General features: G+C 58.4%; 19 protein-coding genes and 1 pseudogene. 17 read left to right on the forward strand and 3 right to left on the reverse strand.

Annotation, left to right across the window (positions count from 1 at the left end):
• The first annotated feature begins 96 nt into the window (after positions 1–96).
• The 10 genes and pseudogenes from RCH06_RS16080 (at position 97) to RCH06_RS16125 (ending at position 10,138) form a co-directional block, all read left to right on the forward strand.
• On the forward strand, positions 97–876 hold the full coding sequence (locus tag RCH06_RS16080; protein ID WP_327082477.1) for an HpcH/HpaI aldolase family protein: 780 nt from the start codon (positions 97–99) through the stop codon (positions 874–876).
• Positions 877–1,112: 236 nt separating this feature from the next.
• Positions 1,113–2,516 carry an aspartate ammonia-lyase gene (locus RCH06_RS16085; RefSeq protein WP_327082478.1) on the forward strand — a complete coding sequence of 468 codons (1,404 nt, stop codon included), beginning with the start codon at positions 1,113–1,115 and terminating at the stop codon, positions 2,514–2,516.
• 288 nt (positions 2,517–2,804) lie between these two features.
• Positions 2,805–3,881: an ester cyclase gene (locus RCH06_RS16090; protein WP_327082479.1), complete on the forward strand. Its 1,077-nt coding sequence runs from the start codon at positions 2,805–2,807 to the stop codon at positions 3,879–3,881.
• A 55-nt stretch (positions 3,882–3,936) separates the two neighbouring features.
• A complete protein-coding gene (locus tag RCH06_RS16095) occupies positions 3,937–4,962 on the forward strand; it encodes a type II asparaginase (protein WP_327082480.1) in 1,026 nt (341 codons plus the stop codon).
• A 52-nt stretch (positions 4,963–5,014) separates the two neighbouring features.
• Positions 5,015–5,722 (forward strand): alpha/beta fold hydrolase, encoded by a 708-nt coding sequence (locus tag RCH06_RS16100; RefSeq protein ID WP_327082481.1) that lies wholly within the window; start codon positions 5,015–5,017, stop codon positions 5,720–5,722.
• Positions 5,723–5,888: 166 nt separating this feature from the next.
• Positions 5,889–7,163 (forward strand): 3-oxo-tetronate kinase, encoded by a 1,275-nt coding sequence (gene otnK, locus RCH06_RS16105; RefSeq protein WP_327082482.1) that lies wholly within the window; start codon positions 5,889–5,891, stop codon positions 7,161–7,163.
• Positions 7,160–7,255 (forward strand): annotated as a pseudogene (locus tag RCH06_RS16110) (aldolase); the annotation flags it as partial. The gene otnK and the pseudogene RCH06_RS16110, both read left to right, overlap by 4 nt.
• A gap of 397 nt (positions 7,256–7,652) precedes the next feature.
• Positions 7,653–8,618: a mechanosensitive ion channel family protein gene (locus RCH06_RS16115; RefSeq protein WP_327082483.1), complete on the forward strand. Its 966-nt coding sequence runs from the start codon at positions 7,653–7,655 to the stop codon at positions 8,616–8,618.
• Positions 8,619–8,910: 292 nt separating this feature from the next.
• Positions 8,911–9,546: a HupE/UreJ family protein gene (locus RCH06_RS16120; protein WP_327082484.1), complete on the forward strand. Its 636-nt coding sequence runs from the start codon at positions 8,911–8,913 to the stop codon at positions 9,544–9,546.
• A 7-nt stretch (positions 9,547–9,553) separates the two neighbouring features.
• Positions 9,554–10,138 (forward strand): hypothetical protein, encoded by a 585-nt coding sequence (locus RCH06_RS16125; RefSeq protein ID WP_327082485.1) that lies wholly within the window; start codon positions 9,554–9,556, stop codon positions 10,136–10,138.
• Positions 10,139–10,360: 222 nt separating this feature from the next.
• Here RCH06_RS16125 and ppx read toward each other — a convergent pair whose 3' ends face one another.
• From ppx to RCH06_RS16140, 3 genes are all read right to left on the reverse strand, one after another.
• Positions 10,361–11,860, reverse strand: coding sequence for an exopolyphosphatase (gene ppx, locus RCH06_RS16130; protein WP_327082486.1), 1,500 nt, complete (start codon positions 11,858–11,860; stop codon positions 10,361–10,363).
• Between the two features lie 55 nt (positions 11,861–11,915).
• Positions 11,916–13,064 (reverse strand): ABC transporter substrate-binding protein, encoded by a 1,149-nt coding sequence (locus RCH06_RS16135; RefSeq protein ID WP_327082487.1) that lies wholly within the window; start codon positions 13,062–13,064, stop codon positions 11,916–11,918.
• 135 nt (positions 13,065–13,199) lie between these two features.
• Entirely contained in the window at positions 13,200–13,682 is a 483-nt protein-coding gene (locus tag RCH06_RS16140) for a fasciclin domain-containing protein (protein ID WP_327082488.1), read from the reverse strand.
• A 212-nt stretch (positions 13,683–13,894) separates the two neighbouring features.
• Here RCH06_RS16140 and pstS point away from each other — a divergent pair, with 212 nt between their 5' ends.
• The 7 genes from pstS to phoR all read left to right on the forward strand — a co-directional run bounded on the left by pstS (position 13,895) and on the right by phoR (position 20,499).
• Complete coding sequence (gene pstS / locus RCH06_RS16145; protein WP_327082489.1) at positions 13,895–14,938, forward strand: phosphate ABC transporter substrate-binding protein PstS; 1,044 nt, start codon at positions 13,895–13,897, stop codon at positions 14,936–14,938.
• 119 nt (positions 14,939–15,057) lie between these two features.
• Positions 15,058–16,023, forward strand: coding sequence for a phosphate ABC transporter permease PstC (gene pstC, locus RCH06_RS16150; protein WP_327082502.1), 966 nt, complete (start codon positions 15,058–15,060; stop codon positions 16,021–16,023).
• Positions 16,020–16,880, forward strand: a complete 861-nt coding sequence (gene pstA, locus RCH06_RS16155) for a phosphate ABC transporter permease PstA (RefSeq protein WP_327082490.1) — start codon at positions 16,020–16,022, stop codon at positions 16,878–16,880. The genes pstC and pstA overlap by 4 nt, the downstream gene beginning before the upstream one ends.
• A gap of 41 nt (positions 16,881–16,921) precedes the next feature.
• Positions 16,922–17,704 (forward strand): phosphate ABC transporter ATP-binding protein PstB, encoded by a 783-nt coding sequence (gene pstB, locus RCH06_RS16160; protein ID WP_327082491.1) that lies wholly within the window; start codon positions 16,922–16,924, stop codon positions 17,702–17,704.
• 19 nt (positions 17,705–17,723) lie between these two features.
• Positions 17,724–18,425, forward strand: a complete 702-nt coding sequence (gene phoU / locus RCH06_RS16165) for a phosphate signaling complex protein PhoU (protein WP_327082492.1) — start codon at positions 17,724–17,726, stop codon at positions 18,423–18,425.
• A gap of 8 nt (positions 18,426–18,433) precedes the next feature.
• Positions 18,434–19,159 (forward strand): phosphate regulon transcriptional regulator PhoB, encoded by a 726-nt coding sequence (gene phoB / locus RCH06_RS16170; RefSeq protein WP_327082493.1) that lies wholly within the window; start codon positions 18,434–18,436, stop codon positions 19,157–19,159.
• Positions 19,156–20,499, forward strand: coding sequence for a phosphate regulon sensor histidine kinase PhoR (phoR, locus tag RCH06_RS16175; protein ID WP_327082494.1), 1,344 nt, complete (start codon positions 19,156–19,158; stop codon positions 20,497–20,499). Before phoB ends, phoR begins: the two co-directional genes overlap by 4 nt.
• Positions 20,500–20,534: the final 35 nt, after the last annotated feature.

Genomic DNA, 20,534 nt, shown 5'->3' on the forward strand with positions numbered 1-20,534 from the left:
GTTTGACCCTGCCGCATTCGACGTGGCCGAAATCAACCAGTGGCTCCACCAGACTGAGTCTTGAATTTCAATACGGGTACTGGGCGGACGCTTACAATGCGTCCTAATCTTTTAAAAAAGCTCCAACAGGAAAAGCGAACGGCCGTCAACGCCTGGGTGTCGATGGGCAGTGGCTACCTCGCCGAAGTGCTAGGGCACAGCGGGTTCGATGCGGTGACCGTGGATTTGCAACATGCCCCGTTTGGCTTTGACCAGGCAGTGCATCTGTTGCAAGCCATTTCAGCCACCCCGGCAGTGCCCTTGGCACGCTGCGCAGGGTTGACGCTTGCGGAAATCAACAAGCTTCTTGACGCAGGCGCCTACGGAATTATTTGTCCCCTGATTGACAACGTGGACCAGGCGGCTATGTTCGCGCGCAGTTGCCGTTACCCGCCCAGAGGAGCGCGCAGTTTTGGTCCGGCCCGCGGGCTGCTGTACGGCGGATCTGATTACCTCACCAAGGCTGACGACGAAATTCTTTCGCTGGCGATGATCGAGACCCCGAATGCGCTGGAGCAAATCGAGCGGATCATGGACGTTGAGGAGCTTGACGGCGTGTATGTCGGCCCGAGCGATTTGGGAATTTCCATGGGGTTGGGCCCCAACGCGTGGCCCGATGACCGCATCACGCAGGCCATTGAGCACATTCTCAAGGTGGTTCATGCGCGCGGGAAATATGCCGGAATTTTCTGCGGCCCTGCGGAAATGGGAGAAGCCTGTACTGCGCTGGGTTACGACCTGGTTACGCCTGGCAATGACGTGACCTTGCTGCGTGCTGCCGCCTCCGAGCGTATCAAGGGCGTTCGCAAAGCCCAACGTCCTGCTTCAGCGGCTTGAATTCAAGGCAAACCGTTGACCATTTCACCGATTTGCCTGACATGGCAAACCTGCCGGTGAACACAGGCAACACGCAGTGCAGCTGACAAACAGGGGCAACGAAATGCTGACCCCCTTGGTCTGGCAGCAAGGCGGTCATGGCGATGTTGAAGTCATCCCCACCAAGTCTGCCGATGCATTCCCTGAGACATCCATTCCTGCAGTGAACAGTCTCCAAATTGACAAGGACAAAACTTATGAGCGACCAGCAACCATCGGTGCGTACAGAGCGTGATTACCTGGGCGATGTACAAATCCCCAACGACATGCTGTTCGGCGTGAACACCCTGCGCGGCGTGCAAAACCTGACGATCTCCCCCCGCACCGTGGGCTCCAACCCGTATTTCAGCACCGCTTTCGCGCAGTGCAAATGGGCTGCAGCATTGGCCAATTTTGACGTGAAGGTGATCACCGAAACCCAAAAATCTGCCATTGCACAGGCTTGCAGTGAAATTGTAGAAGGCCAGCATGCGTCCTCGCTGGTGGTGGACATGCTGGAGGGCTCTGGCGGCACTTCCAGCAACATGAACTTCAATGAAGTCGTTGCCAACCGGGCCCAGCAACTATTGGGCGGCGCGCCAGGACATTACGACCTGGTGCATCCCAACGACCAGGTCAACCGTTCCCAGTCCACCAACGATGTGTACCCGGCTGCGATGAAAATTGCCACGCATGCCCTGCTGGGGCCACTGATTGATCAGCTCAGGCTGCTGGCCGATTGCTACCGCAGCAAATCGGTCGAGACGATGAATGTTTTGCATTTGGGGCGCACCTGCCTGCAAGACGCGCAACCCATGATGCTAGGTCAGGTCTTTGGTGGCTATGCAGCGCTGGCAGACCGGCTTGTGCTGGCCGTGCAAACCGTGCGCGACATGCTGCTGGTGCTGCCACTCGGTGGAACCGCTATTGGCACTGGCTTTGGCGCGCCGCAGGGCTACCGCAAAGCGGTATTCGAGCATCTTGGCCAATTGACTGGTGTGGCGTTCAGCGCGCCTGAAAACTCTTTTGATGCCATGCAGAACATGGACACGTTTTCAAGGGTGTCGGCGGAACTGAGAACCTGCGCAACGGCACTTGCCAAAACCGCATCCGACCTGATTTTGCTGTCGTCTGGCCCCGTAGGCGGCATTGGCGAGATCACGCTGCCGGCAGTGCAGGCGGGTTCTTCCATCATGCCGGGCAAGATCAATCCGGTGGTGCCCATGTCGATGGTGCAAATGAGCTTTGCGGTCGTCGGAAACGATGTCTGCATTGCGCAGGCGGTGCAAAACGGGCAGTTGGAAATTAACCATTTCGAGCCCGTGGTGGCCGACCGGATTTTTGAGTCCATTCAATTGCTGACCAATGGCGCACGCCTGTTCAGGGAAAAATGTGTCTCGGGCATCGTGGCCAATGTGCAGGCGAACGAGCGCAACTTGATGAAATCGATGGCTGTGGCCACCGCGCTGGTGCCTATTCTGGGCTACCAGAAAATCAGCGCGCTGGTGCGCCAGTCCGTGGCCGAAGAGCGCCCGCTGGTGGACATTCTGGAAGAGTCCGGCGTCATGCCCAAAGCCGATGCGCTCAAGCTGCTGTTCGCTGCGGCCACGCCTAACTTTTAATGGGGCCTTTTTCCGCAATTATTTTGATCTGCAAGTGAATTTTAAAGAAGAAAAGGCCTGTTGCGCATGCTGCGCGTGCGCTAAAAGCTATTAATTTAGTAGCAATGAATACTGGATTTGGTCAACTTCCAAAGTTGTCCAACCTGATGCTGCCGCGCTGGCCAAGCCAGACCATCGCATTGTTGGGGGTGCTTGAAGTCTTGCGCCATCACTGCCTGTCAGCAGCCCGGAAATTTCAATTGCCTTTGCATTTTTAGTCCCTTTTTCAACCACCTAAAAGAGGTATTCATGTCTATTCAAGAACAACTGTCCGACCTTCTGCCCGCAGCGTACGCGCCTTACCGTGACCCGCGTGACTACATCACCAGCTGGACCGACCGCATCTGGATCAAGCGCGGACTGGGCCAGATCCATGACCACTACGCCCCGGATGTCAAAGTGCATACCTGCTATGGCGAAACCTATGGCATGCAAAACGTCATTGGCAACTCGATTCAAAAAATGGTGGCGTTCCCCAACCGGGGCGGTGGCCATGACGACGTGATCTGGGAATCGCGCGGCAACAACGGCTTTATCAGCGCGCACCGCGTGTTGAACAATGCCACCCACAGCGGCCACTGGACGTACGGCCCGCCAACAGGAAAAGACTGGGTCAACCGCGGCATGGCGCATTGCCTGGTGCAGGACAACCTGGTGGTTGAAGAATGGGTGATTCGCGACGAATTTGCGGTGTTGCAGGCGCTGGGCATGGACCCGTACGTGGTGGCCGCCGACCTGTCAGAACGCTCGCCGGTGCTGGGCAAAGCCATCCAGACGTCTGCCACTGCCGCGCCATTTGCAGGCCATGTCAAAAACCCGATTGAAAACGGTATTTCTGGTGCCCGGCCGCAGCGCTATCTGGCTGAATGCCAGATGATCACCGAGTTCTTCGAGCAGGTCTGGAACCAAAGAAACTTTGACAAGGTTGCTGATTACTGCGATGACACCGTGGTCTGCCAGACCGTGCGTATGCGCCGCGTGATGCAAATTGCCAATTTCCAGCTGGAAATCATGAGTCTGCTGGCGGCATTTCCGGACGGCATCATGGAAATTCGCGACCTCGTCGTGCATGAATCCGAAGACCTGGGTATTCGGGTCGGCGTGATCTGGTTGCTGCGCGGCACCTACAGCGGCTCGCCGGTGTATGGCACCAGCAACGGCGCACCGGTGAATATTCTGGGTTCTTCGCATTTCGAACTTCGGCGCGGAAAAATTATTCGCGAATACCGGATTTTTGACGAGATCGCAGTGATTGCGCAGATCATCAAAGGCGGCAATGGCTGGAAAGCGCCGCTTGCCGCGCCTGCGGCATCTGACAGCGTTTAACAGCGGTTAGCAGCTTTTACATTTCAGAGACCAGCCGGTCTGCCCGGTCATCAACATGCCTATTTCTCCCGAATCTCTTCCTGCCCTTGAGGCTAACAACCTTCCTGCCATTGTGATTCTGGGCACGGGGGGAACGATAGCGGCAGCGGCGGCTTCTGTGGCAAACACCACTGACTATGCCTTGGCGCACGGCGTCGAGGCGGTCATTCAGGCGGTTCCGCAGGTGCATTCCATCGCTAGCGTTTCGGGAGAGCAGGTTGTCAATGTTTCCAGTCAGGAAATAAACAACAGCGTGTTGCTGACGCTGGCAAAGCGTGTCAACGCGCTGCTGCAGTCCGACTCGGTCGATGGCGTGGTGATTACCCATGGGACAGACACCATCGAAGAAACCGCCTATTTCCTGAATCTGGTGATCAAGAGCACCAAGCCGGTGGTGCTGGTGGGGGCCATGCGGCCGTCAACCGCCCTCAGTGCCGATGGGCCGCTGAATCTACTGGATGCCGTGGCGGTGGCGGCTTCTTCAACATCCCACGGCATGGGCGTGTTGATGGTGCTGAATGGCCGTGTCGGAAGCGCTCGGCACATGGTCAAAACCCACACGATGGGGACTGACGCCTTTACGGGGCAGGAATACGGCGTGATCGGATCGGTGATTGACGGCAAGGTTGATTTTCATGCCGCCCCATTGCGTGCACACACGGTGCATTGCGATTTTGACGTGTCATTGCTGGACGCATTGCCCGACGTTGACATCCTCTACGGCTTTCAAGGGGCGGGGTCTGCGCTCTTTGAGGCCGCCATTTCAGCCGGCGCAAAAGGCATTATTTTTGCCGCAACCGGCAATGGAACCTTGTCAGAAGCGGCCAAAAAAGGAGCCTTGCTGGCGCAGGCCAGGGGCGTTGCCTTTGTCCGGTCTACACGGGTGGCTTCGGGGACGGTGTCCATCAAGGGCAACGACATCGAATTCAACACCGTCGCGTCCAACTCACTGAATCCCCAAAAAGCACGGATATTGCTGAGTCTGGCCTTGACCCTGACGAACGACCGTACTCGCCTGCAAGATTATTTTGACCGTTATTGATTTCTATCTAAAGATCAACGCCTGATGCAGGCGTTTGTTGCATTGAAAAAAAATGAACAGCACTGACTTTCCACCCGTTATTGCGCTACCGGGAACGCTGATGGACGCTGCCAGTCTGGCGCCGTTGGCTGCCGCACTGGGCCATCCGTTTCGGGTTGAAGTTCTGGGCGAAAACGAAGACTTTGATGCCGAGCTGGAACGGCTTGAGGCGCTCGACGCCCGGCCTGCCATATGGCTCGGTCATTCGCTTGGCGGAATTGCCGCCCTGCACCTGGCAGCACGTTACCCGCAACGCTGCAGGGCGCTGATGGTGTTGGCCTCCAACGTGCGCCCGGATGGCCCGCTCGGCCCCCAAACCCGCGCCCGTCAACAAGACACCTTGGCCCACGGCGGCATGGCCGAGTTGGTGCGCCAGCAGCTTGCGCCGGTATACGGGCTGGATGCACAAGACCCCCTTGTCGATAGCCTGGTGGCGCAAGCGCAGCGGGTGGGCAATGCGCGGTTTCGCCTGCAGCACCGCTATGTAGCCCAGCGCCCAGGGCTGCTGGCCAACAGCGTGGCGTTGACTGTGCCGGTGCTGGCGCTTTCTGCCCAAAACGACCCCCTCAGTCCGCCCGTGTGCGGTGACGAAATAGTGGCATGCGTCAAGGGCGCGCCAGCAGAGCACGTCACCTTGGACAACGCAGGGCATTTACTGCCTTTTCAGCATCCGCAATGGTGCGCGCAGCATATCCGGGCATTTTTGGCTCAGGTTTTATGAATTTGGCGGCGTGGGGCTCGAAGGTTGCGCATCCGCCCGGTTGCAATGCCCTGCACATGCCGTTTGTTAGTCAGTCGCCTGCACCAGACAAACCCTTTTGGGCCAGATGTGCTGTCTGGTTAAGCGCCTGGCAATTTCACCCAGTATTTTGAAAGACAAACCCCCTATGAACCCCCTCTATCTAGGCTGCATAGCAGACGACTTCACCGGTGCCACCGACCTGGCCAACAACCTGGTGCGCGCCGGCATGCGGGTATTGCAAACCATTGGCGTGCCAGAAGGGCCGCTGGCCACCGACGTCGATGCGGTGGTGGTGGCCTTGAAGTCGCGCACCCTGCCAGCGGCTGACGCGGTGAGCCAGTCCTTGGCCGCGCTGCGCTGGTTGCAGGCACAAGGTGCACAGCAAATCTACTTCAAGTACTGCTCGACCTTCGACAGCACCGCCAAGGGCAACATTGGCCCGGTGACTGAAGCGCTCATGGATGCGCTGAACACAGACTTCACCATGGCAACGCCCGCGTTTCCCGACAACCACCGCACGGTGTTCAAGGGCAACCTGTTTGTCGGAGAGGTGCTTCTCAATGAAAGCGGCATGCAAAACCACCCGCTGACCCCCATGACCGACCCTAATCTGGTGCGGGTGCTGCAAGCGCAAGTGGCGCGCGCCAAGGTTGGCCTGATCGACTACAAAGTGGTCGCCCAAGGGGCCGATGCTGTGCGCACGCGCATCGCGCAACTGCGCGCTGAAGGCGTGGGCATTGCCATCGTTGACGCCATTTCCAATGACGATTTGCTGCGCCTGGGCGCGGCGCTCAAGGACTTGCCACTGGTCACGGGCGGCTCCGGCGTAGCCATTGGCTTGCCGGCCAACTTTGGCCTCAAACCGTCTTCGCATGCCAGCGAACTGCCGCCCGCCCGTGGGCTGCAAGCCGTGGTGTCGGGCAGCTGCTCGCTGGCGACCAATCGCCAGGTCGCGGCTTTTGCCAAGACCGGACGGCCCACGCTGGCGGTGGATGCGCTGCGCGTGGCCGCCGGTTTCGATGTCGTGGGCGAGGCCTTGGCCTGGGCCGAACCGCTGCTGGCTGACGGGCCGGTGCTGGTGTATTCGACCGCTGACGCCAGCCTCGTCAAGTCAGTGCAGGGCCAGCTGGGTGTCGAGGAAGCGGGGGCCATGCTGGAGCGCACCATCGCCGCCGTCGCCAAGGGGCTGGTCGAGCGCGGCGTGCGCCAGCTGGTCGTGGCGGGCGGTGAAACCTCCGGCGCGTGCGTGCAGGCGCTCGACATCACACAAATGAAAATTGGCGGCCAGATTGACCCCGGTGTGCCCTGGTGTCACGCGGCCTGCGCTGCGGCAGGCGACGAGGGCCTGCACCTGACACTGAAGTCAGGGAATTTTGGTTCCGACGACTTTTTCACGCAAGCCTTTGCAAAACTCGCCTGAATGAAACCCAAGCACGCGAAGGCATCTGCCGGACAGGCCGCAGCCTGTTCGAGCGTGGTTATGTACACGCCACTCAAAGCACTATCGTCGTTTCAGATGAATGGCATTTTTTCTTTAAAAGCATAGCAATCTATGCAGGTGCTGACTGCGCTGCCACTTGATTTGATATAAAAATATGATGTGCGGTATCTCTTCACAAAACGCATGACCTGACACTTCCGCAGACGCCATAACCGTCCTGGCAAAGCTTGAAGCCACCGCTAGGCTTGGCAGTTCGTCTTGCCAGCACAGTAGTCTCTTGCGTAGCTTCTCGCAGGCGCAAATTTTTCAAACTGTCACCAAACCGGAATCTTCAGATACAGAAATTCTGGCGGTGTCGCCTGTCATTTCCTGGAGTGCTGCGCCTACTTGTAAATTCTGTTGCCTTGCAGATACTTTTGGCTGCTTCCTGACCTTTGGCCCGAAGCACTCAACACAAATAGGTGATTAATGTTTGCTCCTTTGCAACTTATGCGCGAGAAATTCCTGAATGCAGGCCAGGCTTTCTTTTTGCAATTGCCTAATATCCTTGCCGCCATCTTGCTGCTTGTTGCCGTCTGGTATGCCAGCAAGGCGTTGGCGGGATTGGTGAACCGGATCAGCATTGCGCGCAAGCGTCCCGACCTGGGCGCGTTGCTGGGTTCTCTGGCACGCGTTGCATTGTTCATCATGGCCATTTTGGTTGCGGCTGCCATCGTTTTTCCGACGGTGCATCCGGGCGATATCTTTGCAACGCTGGGCATCGGTTCAGTGGCGATTGGATTTGCATTCAAGGACATTTTGCAAAACCTGCTGGCCGGATTGTTGTTGCTGATCAGGCGGCCGTACAAGCGGGGCGACGAGATCGTTGTCAAAGGATTTGAAGGCATTGTGGAACAGATCGAAAGCCGCGCAACGCTGCTCAAAACTTACGACGGTCTGCGTGTGATCATTCCCAACAGCGATGTCTATACCTCGCCTGTCGTGGTCAACACCGCTTACGTACAGCACCGTAATGAGTTGATGGTGGGCATTGGCTACGGTGACAACCCGGAAGAGGCTGTGGAATTTTTTCGCCAGGCCGTCATGGCTGTTGAAGGTGTGTCGGCGCATCCATCAGCTGAAGTGATTCCCTGGGGGCTGAACGATTCCACAGTCGATCTCAAAGTCCGGTGGTGGAGCGGCTCTTCGCGCCAGGACCAGGTGCATATAAAAGGGCGTGTCATTCTGGCCGTCGCCAAGGCTGCCAGGCAACATGGCGTTGATTTGCCATTTCCGACGTCGGTGGTGTTGCTGCACGACCAGACCGAAGAAATTGATGGTGACCGAACCCAGCAACGGGAAGGGTGGCCAGCCGGCAAAAATCCTCCCAAATCCCGCTCTGCGCAGGCGGCGCAGGCAGCCCGTGTAACGCAAACGGATCAACCGTCTTTATAAACGGTGTGAAGCAGCAAAGGCCGATGCCTGCGGTCAATGCGTTGCGCGGTTTGTGAACTCTGCAAACTGTGGTTCAGCAAATCCCGGTGTTCCAAAAACTTTGGCAGTTGCCTTGCAAGGGATTCAAAAGCAGTATTTACCGAATAAATATTGCACGGTGAAGCCAGGTTTTTTATCTGAATCTGGCTGGCCCGTGACTGCGTATTGTGCATAGCTGCCTGCGCGCAAATGGCTCCCATTGCGCGCGCCATTGCAGGCATACTTTCATCACTTCACTTCAGGAACAACCCTCATGATTAAAAAATCGACCGACATGCGCGTCTCCCAGCGCCAGGGTCTGCAAAAACAGCATGCTGTGGGTCTTTTGCTGCTGTGCTTTGCGGCGGCAGCCAATGCGCATTCGGGCGATGGATTGGTGGGGGGATTCATGTCGGGCTTCATGCATCCGTTGTCGGGTCTTGACCACTTACTGGCCATGGTCGCGGTGGGTATTTGGGGCGCTACTTTGGGCAAACCCTTGGTGTGGGCGCTTCCCGTGGCGTTTCCTATGCTGATGGTGGTTGGCGGCGTAATGGGCATTGCGCAAGTGCCGCTGCCTTACGTTGAAATCGGTATTGCCACTTCCGTCGTTGTGTTGGGTCTTTCTATTGCGGCTGCCTGGCGCGCTCCTGTGGCGATTGCCGTGGGGATCGTGGCGGTATTCGGCATATTTCACGGCTACGCGCACGGTGTGGAATTGCCGGAAACGGCATCGCCGGCTGCATTTGCTGCTGGTTTTGTTATTTCGACCGGTCTATTGCATCTGGCAGGCATTGCCATCGGGTTAGTCAAGGCGCTGCCGCGTGGTGCGCAAGCCTTGCGTGCGGGCGGGGGCATGATTGCTGCGGCAGGCGTGTGGATTCTGGCAGGCATGCCCGGTGTTGCCTAAGCCGTTCATGACCGCCTTGTTGGCGGTCATGTCGCTCTCAAGCAGTGCCAGTGCCTGGGCGCACGGAAACTTTGGCGCGGATACGTCGATCTGGACTGCAAGCGCACACCTTTTCACCTCGCCGTTGTCGCTGGCTGCGCTGATTGGTCTGGCCTTGGTGCTTTTTGGTATCCGCGAGCCGTTGTCGGTGCTCGCTGCGGGGCTGGCTGCAGCCGCCGCTGTACTGGCTGTTTTTTTCTCAGGACAAATTCCGGCCATAGTGGCTCCCGCTGCCGTGGTGGTCATCGGCTTGGTGGCAGTCGCTGGCTGGCGTCCTCCGGTCGCGTTTTCGATGTTGCTGGCGCTGCTGGCCGGGTTGGCTGCGGGGTCGGCGGCTGATCTGGAGCAGCCCCGCTGGCAAGAAATGACCGGCATGGGGATGACGGTGATGGTCTGCACTTTCTGGCTGCTGGCGTTGTCTCAAAACCTGAGCCTCAATCCCGGCGTACGCCTGCAAGCGCTGTTGCCAATTGCCCGGCGCATATTGGGCTCCTGGGTTGCTGCCATGGCGCTGCTGTTGGGGGCGCTGGTATTGTTCGGCAAGCATGCGTGAGAAGGGCGGGCAGGGTGGAAACTCTGTACAGGTTTTCAAAATGCCATCCCCTCTGCTGAAATTCAGCGCAGGCAGCAAATACCGGGGTAGTTGCTATTTAATTTATAGCTGGTAACGCAAGCAAAACGTGCGCCACAGCCCGTTTCTGCTAAAAACAGGCTTGCAAACTGAATCGCATGCACTTTCGGCCGCAAAAAAATGCGGGATGGCCAAACCAGGCCTCTACAAGCCGGCAATCACCAGTGACCAGGGTGTTTTTTGCCAGGCCAGCACTTCTTCCTGCAGCAGATAAGCCGACTGGGGAAAGGCGTCTGCCCAGCCAGCGCGGCAGTTCAAGAGAAAACGCCGACCCGGCGCGCTGTCCCATTTGAGCTGCAGACCCTTGAGGTCGGGGTCGCGCCGGGCATGGCACAAGATCACTGCCAGGCGCAGACAGAGCAGTTGCTGGACAAACAACCGGTCTTCAAAATCAGCCTCCAGCTTGCGCAGCTTGCCACGGTGACCGAGCACCAGCAAGCTCAGCCGGTGCATTTCATCGACGGTAAAACCCGGTGCGTCGGCGTTGTCCAGAATGTAGGCGCCGTGCCGGTGGTAGTAGTTGTGTGAAATCTGGCTACCGACTTCATGAAGCTGCGCCGCCCAGGCCAGCTGGCACTGCATGCTGGTCAATTCGGCCAGCGGCAGTTCACAGGCGGCCATTGCAAACAGATGCTGCGCCACTTTGCTCAGGCGTTTGGCCTGCACGCTGTCGGTGTTGAAGTTATGCGCCAGTCGCTGCACGCTGGTGGTGCGGAGGTCGGTCAACCCCTCATCCCTGTCCACCAGGTCATACAGCACGCCATGGCGCAGCGCGCCTTGCGCGGCTTCCATCTGGTCAATGTCCAGCAGGTCAAACACCGCCCTGAGCACGCTGATGCCGCCGCCAATCACGGGCCGGCGGTCTTCTTTCATGCCTTCAAGCTTGAGCCGTTCGGCGCTTTGTGCCTTGATCAGCCGATCCAGCAGCCAGTTCAGGCCGGCGCGGGTGACGACACCGGGCGGCCAGCCTGCGGCGGTGAGCACTTCGCAGACCGCGTTGATGGTTCCCGACGAGCCATAGGCCGTGTCCCAGGCGCCCGAATGATAGGTGTTGACGGTTTCTTCGAGCACCGCCTTGGCGGCGATTTCAGCCTGCTCAAAAGCACGTGCAGTGAATTGCCCTTCAGGGAAGTAGCGCATAGACCAGGCCACGCTGCCCACCTGGTACGACTCCAGCGTACGCGCCTCCAGACCCTGTCCCAGAATGATTTCGGTCGAGCGCCCGCCGATATCAACCACCAGGCGGCGCTGGTCTGACTGCGACAGCAAATGCGCGACACCCTGGTAGATCAGTCGGGCTTCTTCGCGGCCGGCAATCACGTCGATGGGGAAACCCAGTGTTTTCTGGCCGCGCTTGAGAAATTCTTCGCGGTTGACGGCTTCGCGCAGCGTTTGGGTGGCGACGGCCCGGACTTGCGTTTTGCCAAACCCTGCCAGGCGTTCGCCAAAGCGCGCCAGGCAGTCCCATCCGCGCTGCATGGCTTGCGGCGACAGGTTGCGGTCTTCGTCCAGTCCGCTGCCCTGGCGCACGGTTTCCTTGATGTATTCGATGCGGTGGATGCGGCCGTGGTCAAAACGGCCAATTTCAAGGCGAAAGCTGTTGGACCCCAAGTCCACAGCGGCAATCAGTGTTCCGTTTTGCATGTCTGAGTTTCCCGTTCGGCGCTCAGCATAGCATCCGTGCGCAGCCGGCAACAGGTCAGCCAATCAAGCGGCCTTCTTGCGTCATCATGCTCTGCGTGACGTAACTGCCGCTTCTGCGCTGGCCCTTAAAGTTGACGCGAAAGCCTCCGATGTCCGGGCTGGCGCGCCGCTGGAAGCTGGCCAGGGCGCTTTGGCGTGTCAGCGGGCCTTCGATCTCATTGAGCACTTCAAACGTATAGCGGGCGGCAATATAACCGGCCAGACTGAGGGAATTTGGCGGCTCGTCGAACAGTCGAGCGAGCGTCTCGCGGTACTTTCGCGCCACCGGCAAGCTGGCATTGACCATTGGAACCGGCTGCGTGGCAATGATGGGCGTGTTGCGGGCCGCGCCCATTTGCAGGAGGGTTTGCAGATTCACATCGGACAGGGCCAAAATGTAGCGCTGGCGGGCCTGCTTTTCCAGGCCCTGCGTGAACTGGGCCAGCTCGGGCGTGCCGCCCAGGAACAGCAACACGGCGGGTGTGCTGGCTGTGAGCTTCTGGCCTAGCAGGCGCGTGTCGCCGGTGCCTTGAAAGGACTGCAGCCTGAGCTGCATGCCGGCGGCGATGCGTTCGACTTCGCCATGCAGCGCTGCGTATTCGCGCGCGTTGGCATAAACGGCGCCAAGCTCTTTCATGCCCATGACCGACAGATTTTTGAGCGCATGGGCAAGCTGTTCCTGGCGTCCCGCAAAAATCGGAAAGGTGTTGTCGTCCACCTCAAGACTTGAGTTTTGCAGCCAGGGCGCTGCATGGGCGATGTTCAGCTCACCTTGACGCGAAATGGCAGTGACCTGACTGGCGAGCAGGTCGCCGACGGTGCCCGACAGCACCACGCAGGCAGGGTCTTTTTTCAGGCTGGCCAGTGCGTTGCGCACACTGGCAGGCGTGCCGTCAGTTTCTATCGCAAGGTGCTCCACGCGCCGGCCACGAATGCCGCCGTGGGCATTGATGTCTTGCCATGCAGCGCGCGAGCCGATCAGGAAATCCTTGGACACATCCTGTTGTTCACTGGAGAAATCAACCAGCTGCGCAACCATCAGGCCGCGCGATGCCGTCGCTGGTTTGGCCGGCTGCGCCCAAACGGGTGCGGCCGCGCCTGCTGCCAGCACGCTGACATGCTGGAGCCACTGGCGACGACTCGTGAGGGAGGGTGGCAAGAGCATGGTGGATATTTCAGGTAAAAGAAAAAAGTAGATTGCTATTAAATAAATAGCTGCTTGCGCACGTGTGTATTGCGCAAGCGCCTTGTTTGGCATAAAACCTGAAGCCAGGTTGCCAAAAAAGCCTGGCGTGGGTTTTCAGCGTTTGGCGGGCGGCAAAAGCACGCTGTCAACCATATGCATAACGCCATTGCTGGCTGCAATATCCGGCGTCAGCACCAGCGCTTCTTCCACGGTCACGAAGTCGCCCGCCCGCGAAAGTGCGACGTTGGTGCCCTGAACGGTGGGGAGGTTGCTGTTTTTGACATCAGCCGTCATAAGCTTGCCGGCAATCAGGTGGTACGTCAGCACCGCCTTGAGTTGGGCCGGGTCTTTGGCCAGTGCGTCCAGGGTTTTGGCCGGTACTTTGGCGAAGGCTTCATTGGTCGGGGCAAATAGCGTGAAAGGGCCAGCGCCTTTCAGTGTGTCGGTCAGTCCGGCTTGCACGATCAGCCCGTTCAGGGTCGAGAGCTGGGGCCGGGCGGCAAGGGTGTCGGCCAGTGTGAGGGGCTTTGAAGGCGTGGCACAGCCCGCCAGGACGGCAATGGCGGTAATCGCAAATACAAAATGACGCTTGAGCATATAAATTTTCCTGAGGAGCTGGGTGGGTCAGTCACTGAGACAGCCGCAAGCGTAGGAGGGCTTCGTGACCGGTTCGTGACAGAAATTTGACGGTTTTGTGACGCCTGTACACCGAGGCGCGCGTGCGTCCATCAGGTGTTTGTGTCACAGCGTTGTCACACAAGACTTCTACAGTTGCACCATCTTTCCAACCAATCGCAAAGGTGTCTCTGATGAAATCAACGTTTAAAGCTTCCATGACCATCACGATGGGCGCCGCCCTGATGTCGTTTGCTGCACTGTCGGCTGCACAGGATGTGACAGGCGCCGGCGCCAGTTTTCCCGCACCGCTTTACTCCAAGTGGGCTGCCGACTACAACAAAGCCACCAGCATCAAGATCAACTACCAGTCGGTTGGTTCGGGTGCCGGCATTCGCCAGATTGAAGCCAAGACCGTGGACTTCGGCGCGTCCGATGCACCATTGAAGGACGAAGAACTGGCCAAGAAAGGACTGATGCAGTTCCCTACCGTCATTGGCGGCGTGGTGCCGGTGGTCAATATCAAGGGGATTGCGCCCGGCCAGCTGAAGCTGACGGGACAGGTTCTGGGTGACATTTACCTGGGTAAGGTGACCAAGTGGACCGACCCCGCCATCAAGGCGCTGAACCCGACGCTGGCCTTGCCAGACGCCGCCATTGCGCCCGTGCGCCGCGCCGATGGTTCGGGCACCAGCTTTATCTTCACCAATTACCTGAGCAAGGCCAACGCCGAGTGGAAAGCCAAAGTGGGCGAGGGCACAGCGGTGAACTGGCCCGTCGGCGCCGGTGGCAAGGGCAATGAAGGCGTAGCCGCTTTTGTGGGCCGCCTGCCGAACTCGATTGGCTATGTTGAATATGCCTACGTCAAGCAAAACAAAATGGCTTTTGCGCAGATGAAAAATGCCGACGGCAATTTTGTATCGCCGGATGACACGTCTTTCAAGGCCGCAGCGGCGGGTGCCGAGTGGTCCAAGAGCTTCTACCAAATCCTGACCGAGCAGCCTGGCAAGGGCGCATGGCCATTGACCGGCGCCACCTTTATCCTGATGCAAAAAGTGCAGGACAAACCGGCGCAGGCGGCTTCTTCGCTGAAGTTTTTCCAGTGGGCCTACAAGAATGGAGACCAGACCGCTGCCGCGCTGGACTATGTGCCGATGCCTGCGAACGTGAAGCTGATTATCGAAAAGTCATGGGGCGAGATCAAGGATTCGTCGGGTAAAGCCGTCGCCTTCAATTAACCCGTTACGCAACCGGTTTTGTCCTTCAGCTTCAAACCACAGGGGTTTATTTCGTGTCCTCTACACTTGCGGCGAGCCGGGCCGCTTTTGAGTTTCCGGCAAAAGCGACCGGACGTGCCATGACCAATCCTCCTCCTGTAAACCCCGTGAAGCGCAGTTCGCTGCCAGACCGGATCTTCGGCGCAGCTGCCCTCGCGGCGGCTTTGCTGACGCTGGGCCTGCTGATTGCCATCATGGTGTCGCTGGTCATCGGCGCCTGGCCGGCGATCAGCAAATATGGGCTGGGTTTTTTGACCAGCAGCGTCTGGGATCCGGTCAAGAACGAGTACGGCGGGCTGGTGATGATTTACGGCACGCTGGCCACGTCTTTCATCGCGCTGCTGATTGCGGTGCCGGTGAGTTTTGGCATTGCGCTGTTTTTGACCGAGCTGTCGCCGGCCTGGCTCAAGCGGCCGCTCGGAACCGCCATTGAACTGCTGGCCGCCATACCGTCCATCGTTTATGGCATGTGGGGCCTGCTGGTATTCGGCCCGATTCTGGCCACCTATGTTCAGCAGCCGCTGCAAGCCATGTTCAGCGGCGTTCCGTATCTGGGCGCGCTGTTTTCAGGGCCGCCGGTGGGCATCGGTATTTTGTCGGCTGGCATCATTTTGGCCATCATGATCATTCCCTTCATTGCTTCGGTGATGCGGGACGTGTTTGAGGTGACGCCGGTACTGTTGAAAGAATCGGCTTATGGACTGGGCGCCACCACTTGGGAAGTTGTTTACAAAGTCGTGCTGCCTTACACCAAGGCCGGTGTCATGGGCGGCATCATGCTGGGGCTGGGGCGCGCACTGGGGGAAACCATGGCAGTGACCTTCGTCATTGGCAACTTCAACCAGCTCGATTCGCTGAGCCTCTTTCAGGCGGCCAACAGCATCACTTCTGCATTGGCCAACGAGTTTGCCGAGGCGGCTGACGGGTTGCATCAGGCATCGCTGATTTACCTGGGGCTGGTGCTGTTTTTCATTACTTTTGTGGTGCTCTCGCTGTCGAAATTGCTGTTGTCGCAGCTGCAGAAGAATGAAGGAGCCAAGACATGAACGCCGTGATGCAAGGCGCGCGCCGTGCCAAATTTGCCCGGCGCAAGCGCGTCAATCAGGTTGCGCTGGTACTGTCGCTGGCGGCGATGGGGTTCGGCCTGTTCTGGCTGTTCTGGATCTTGTGGGAAACCATCCGGCTGGGCATCGGTGGCATCTCGCTGGCGACGTTCACTGAAATGACGCCTGCGCCAAACGAGGAGGGCGGCATTGCCAATGCGATTTATGGCTCGTTCCTGATGGTGACGCTGTCAACCTTTGTCGGCACACCGATTGGCATCATGGCGGGCATTTATCTGGCCGAGTACAACACCAAAGGCACACTGGCTTCGGTCACGCGGTTTGTCAACGACATCTTGCTGTCTGCGCCCTCCATCGTGATTGGCCTGTTTGTTTATGCCGTGGTGGTGTCCCGTTTTCATTCGTTTTCAGGCTGGGCCGGCGTCATGGCGCTGGCGCTGATCGTGATTCCGGTCGTGATTCGCACCACTGAAAACATGCTGCAGCTGGTTCCGCCGGGTCTGCGTGAGGCGGCTTATGCGCTGGGCGCGCCCAAGTGGAAGGTCATCACCAGCATCACGCTACGGGCGGCCCGTGCTGGCGTGGTGACCGGTATCTTGCTGGCCGTGGCGCGCATTGCCGGTGAAACCGCCCCGTTGTTGTTCACGGCCTTGAGCAATCAGTTCTGGACTTCCAACCTGAGCCAGCCGATCGCCAGCTTGCCGGTGACTATTTTCAAGTTTGCAATGAGTCCCTATGAGAACTGGCAGAAATTGGCCTGGGCCGGGGTGTTTGTGATCACGATGGCGGTGCTGGGCCTGAATATTCTGGCGCGTGTGCTGACACGCAAAAAAGACTGAACCTGCGGCTGATCAGCCCGCTTTTCTACAAGACAAAGTCAATGATGAATACCTCTGCCGCAACCCTCGAAAAATCCAAAATTTCGGTCAAGAACCTGAATTTTTATTACGGTAAATTTCATGCCCTTAAAAACATCAATCTGGAAATCCCCGAGAACAAGGTCACCGCGTTTATCGGCCCGTCGGGCTGCGGTAAATCGACGCTGCTGCGTATTTTTAACCGGATGTATGAGCTTTATCCGGAGCAGCGCGCCGTTGGCGAAGTCATGTTTGACGGCTCCAACCTGCTGACTTCCAAAGAAGATGTGGCGTTGATTCGCGCCAAGGTCGGCATGGTGTTCCAGAAGCCCACGCCGTTCCCGATGTCGATTTATGACAATATTGCTTTTGGTGTGAAGCTGTTCGACAGTCTCAGCAACTCGGACATGGATGAACGGGTGGAATGGGCTTTGCGCAAGGCCGCGCTGTGGACAGAAGTCAAGGACAAACTCAACCAGAGCGGCTCCAGCCTGTCCGGTGGCCAGCAGCAGCGCCTGTGCATTGCACGTGGCATTGCCATCAAGCCGGAAGTTCTGCTGCTCGACGAGCCGTGCTCTGCACTGGACCCGATTTCTACCGCCAAGATCGAGGAGCTGATTGCCGAGCTGAAAAACGACTACACCGTCGTCATCGTGACGCACAACATGCAGCAGGCGGCGCGCTGCAGCGATTACACGGCCTATATGTACCTGGGCGATCTGGTGGAGTTCGGCGCCACCGAAGACTTGTTCTTCAAGCCCAAGCGCAAAGAGACTGAAGACTACATTACCGGCCGTTTCGGCTGACCAGGCGTAAGGAAAAACAATGGCTGATAAACATCTTTCCACCCAGTTCGACAGTGAACTCAATGGCGTGTCTTCGCGGGTCATGGAGCTTGGCGGGCTGGTGGAATCCCAGCTGCGGTTGGCGATTTATGCACTGTCGCAGTTCAGCGCCGAAAGCGCTAACCAGGTCATCGAAACCGAGCTTCGCGTGAATGGCATGGAACTCGACATTGACCGCGAGCTGTCTTCCATCATTGCGCGGCGTCAGCCCACGGCGCGTGATTTGCGTCTGCTGATTGCCATTTCAAAAACGACTGCCAATCTGGAGCGGGCGGGCGATGAGGCCGCAAAGATTGCGCGCATGGTCAAGTCGATCATGCACAGCGGCGCGTCGCGCACGCTGCCGTCTTCTGATCTGCGCGTGGCCGCCGACCTGGCATCGGGCTTGCTGCGCAAGGCGCTGGACGCCTTTGCCCGGCTGGATACTGCCGCCGCGGTGTCTATCCTGAAGGAAGACGACCAGATTGATGCCGAGTTTGATGGCTTTGTCCGCAAGCTCATCACCTACATGATGGAAGACCCGCGCACCATTTCGGCCAGCCTGGATTTGCTGTTTATCGCCAAGGCGATTGAGCGCGTGGGCGATCATGCCAAGAACATTGCCGAGTTCATCATTTACATCGTCAAGGGTGCCGACGTCCGGCACAGCCCGATGGAGCAAATTGAGTCTGCTGTCAGGTAAATACACGTATGAAAAATTTACCGCGTGTATTGATTGTTGAAGACGAGCCCGCCATTGCAGAGCTGATTCAGGTCAACCTGAAGCATGGTGGATTCTGTCCCGTGGTGGCCTACGACAGCGTCGCGGCCCAGCGCGAACTGGACGCTGTGCTGCCCGATGTCATCTTGCTGGACTGGATGCTGCCCGGGCAAAGCGGCTTGTCGCTGGCGCGCCACTGGCGCAAGCAGGCGCGCACCAAAAGCATTCCCATCCTCATGCTGACCGCGCGCGGAGACGAGCCGGACAAGGTAGCTGGACTGGATGCGGGGGCCGACGATTACATCACCAAGCCTTTTTCGACGCAGGAGTTGCTGGCCCGTATTCGCGCCGTGCTGCGCCGACGCGCACCCGAGTCGGAGAGCGAGAGCATTGCGGTGGGTGCGCTGGTGCTGGATGCAGCGACGCACCGCATTGCCTACCAGGGCCAGGAGCTGAAATTGGGACCGACCGAGTTCAAGCTGCTGAACTACCTGATGAAGCATGCCGAGCGTGTCCACAGCCGCAGCACGCTGCTCGACAAGGTGTGGGGTGACCATGTGTTCATTGAAGAGCGCACGGTGGATGTGCATGTCAAGCGCCTGCGGGAAGCCCTGGGTCCGGCTTGCGCCATGGTGGAAACCGTACGCGGAACGGGTTACCGGCTGACTGGCGTCAAGGCACAAATTCCGGCTATCAGCGCAGCCGTGAGGGCATGATCCGTCGCTGGCTGGGTTTTTTTGTGTGTTTCGTCGTCTGCGGCGCAGCGGGCTGGTCAGTTGCCGGCAGGGAAGGGGTGGCATGGGGCTTTTTGCTGGGCGCTGCGCTCTGGCAGCTCATCGGCAGTTTTTATGCCCGGCGGCTTCTCAACTGGCTGCGGTCTGAACAAAGCAACGAAACGCCTGTGTTGATGTCGGGCGCACCGCCGCGTCTGCCAGGGGTGTGGGGCGAGGTGGCTGATCGCGTGCGTCGCTTGCTGAAAAACCGGCATCAGCAATACAAGGACAGCCAGGCGCGTCTTGATGAATTTCTGGCCGCGCTGCAGGCGTCGCCCAATGGCGTCGTGCTGCTCGATGGCGTCGGGCGCATTGAATGGTGCAATCAGACGGCGGCGCAGCATTTTGGTTTTGATGCGCAGCGCGACTTGCTGCAGCACATTGCCAATCTGGTGCGTGAGCCGGCCTTCAGCGACTACATGGCTGCCGCCAATTTTTCACATGACGTGGTGATTGCGGGCAACTTCAGCACTTCAGCGCGGCCGATTAAATTGTCGGTGCATGTGCATCGCTACGGCAAAGACAGAAAACTGCTGCTGTCGCGCGACATCACCGCCCTGGAACAAGCAGAAGCCATGCGCCGGGATTTTGTGGCCAACGTGTCGCATGAAATCCGTACGCCGTTGACGGTGGTGTCGGGCTTCATCGAAACGCTGCAGACGCTGCCGTTGAAAAAAGCCGATCGCGACCGCTACCTGGCCTTGATGGCGCTTCAGTCGCAGCGCATGCAGACGCTGGTTGAGGACTTGCTGACGTTGTCGCGGCTGGAGGGTAGTCCGCTGCCGGGTGCCAGCGAGTGGCATGCGACCCGAACGCTGTTTGCGCAGTGCGAACAGGAAGCCAGAGCGCTTTCGAGCGTGCTGGCACCGCAGGGCCCGCAGTTGGTGTTCGAGGCCGGCCCATTATGCGAAATTGCGGGGAGTTACAACGAGATTCGCAGTGCGCTGTCCAATCTGGTTACCAACGCCGTGCGTTACACGCCGGAAAATGGTTTGATTAGTGTCAGCTGGATCGTGCTGGCAGATGGCCATGGTGAATTCCGAGTCAAGGACACCGGCCCGGGCATTGCGCCTGAGCACCTGCTGCGCCTGACGGAGCGTTTTTACCGGATTGACCGGAGCCGTTCACGCGAAACCGGCGGCACCGGTCTGGGGCTGGCCATCGTCAAGCATGTCGCACAGCGCCACGGGGCTGAACTGCAGATTAAAAGCCAGCTGGGCCAGGGGTCGTGCTTTTCGATCATTTTTCCGGCTGCACGGGTACGCGTACTTCAGCCGGTTTGAATTTTTCGAAAAGCCAGATGGCCTGGTGCTGTCTG

Origin of the sequence: Polaromonas sp. CG_9.5 (assembly GCF_035984465.1) — a bacterium.
GTDB lineage: Bacteria > Pseudomonadota > Gammaproteobacteria > Burkholderiales > Burkholderiaceae_C > Polaromonas.

Bases quoted from the DNA above. Each gene is read 5' to 3' on its own strand.
- RCH06_RS16115 (WP_327082483.1), top strand. From the start codon at position 7,653: ATGTTTGCTCCTTTGCAACTTATGCGCGAGAAATTCCTGAATGCAGGC.
- RCH06_RS16080 (WP_327082477.1), top strand. From the start codon at position 97: ATGCGTCCTAATCTTTTAAAAAAGCTCCAACAGGAAAAGCGAACGGCC.
- RCH06_RS16090 (WP_327082479.1), top strand. From the start codon at position 2,805: ATGTCTATTCAAGAACAACTGTCCGACCTTCTGCCCGCAGCGTACGCG.
- otnK (WP_327082482.1), top strand. From the start codon at position 5,889: ATGAACCCCCTCTATCTAGGCTGCATAGCAGACGACTTCACCGGTGCC.
- RCH06_RS16095 (WP_327082480.1), top strand. From the start codon at position 3,937: ATGCCTATTTCTCCCGAATCTCTTCCTGCCCTTGAGGCTAACAACCTT.
- phoB (WP_327082493.1), top strand. From the start codon at position 18,434: ATGAAAAATTTACCGCGTGTATTGATTGTTGAAGACGAGCCCGCCATT.
- pstS (WP_327082489.1), top strand. From the start codon at position 13,895: ATGAAATCAACGTTTAAAGCTTCCATGACCATCACGATGGGCGCCGCC.
- RCH06_RS16085 (WP_327082478.1), top strand. From the start codon at position 1,113: ATGAGCGACCAGCAACCATCGGTGCGTACAGAGCGTGATTACCTGGGC.
- pstC (WP_327082502.1), top strand. From the start codon at position 15,058: ATGACCAATCCTCCTCCTGTAAACCCCGTGAAGCGCAGTTCGCTGCCA.
- RCH06_RS16140 (WP_327082488.1), bottom strand. From the start codon at position 13,682: ATGCTCAAGCGTCATTTTGTATTTGCGATTACCGCCATTGCCGTCCTG.
- pstB (WP_327082491.1), top strand. From the start codon at position 16,922: ATGATGAATACCTCTGCCGCAACCCTCGAAAAATCCAAAATTTCGGTC.
- phoR (WP_327082494.1), top strand. From the start codon at position 19,156: ATGATCCGTCGCTGGCTGGGTTTTTTTGTGTGTTTCGTCGTCTGCGGC.
- RCH06_RS16100 (WP_327082481.1), top strand. From the start codon at position 5,015: ATGAACAGCACTGACTTTCCACCCGTTATTGCGCTACCGGGAACGCTG.
- phoU (WP_327082492.1), top strand. From the start codon at position 17,724: ATGGCTGATAAACATCTTTCCACCCAGTTCGACAGTGAACTCAATGGC.
- RCH06_RS16120 (WP_327082484.1), top strand. From the start codon at position 8,911: ATGATTAAAAAATCGACCGACATGCGCGTCTCCCAGCGCCAGGGTCTG.
- ppx (WP_327082486.1), bottom strand. From the start codon at position 11,860: ATGCAAAACGGAACACTGATTGCCGCTGTGGACTTGGGGTCCAACAGC.
- pstA (WP_327082490.1), top strand. From the start codon at position 16,020: ATGAACGCCGTGATGCAAGGCGCGCGCCGTGCCAAATTTGCCCGGCGC.
- RCH06_RS16135 (WP_327082487.1), bottom strand. From the start codon at position 13,064: ATGCTCTTGCCACCCTCCCTCACGAGTCGTCGCCAGTGGCTCCAGCAT.
- RCH06_RS16125 (WP_327082485.1), top strand. From the start codon at position 9,554: ATGACCGCCTTGTTGGCGGTCATGTCGCTCTCAAGCAGTGCCAGTGCC.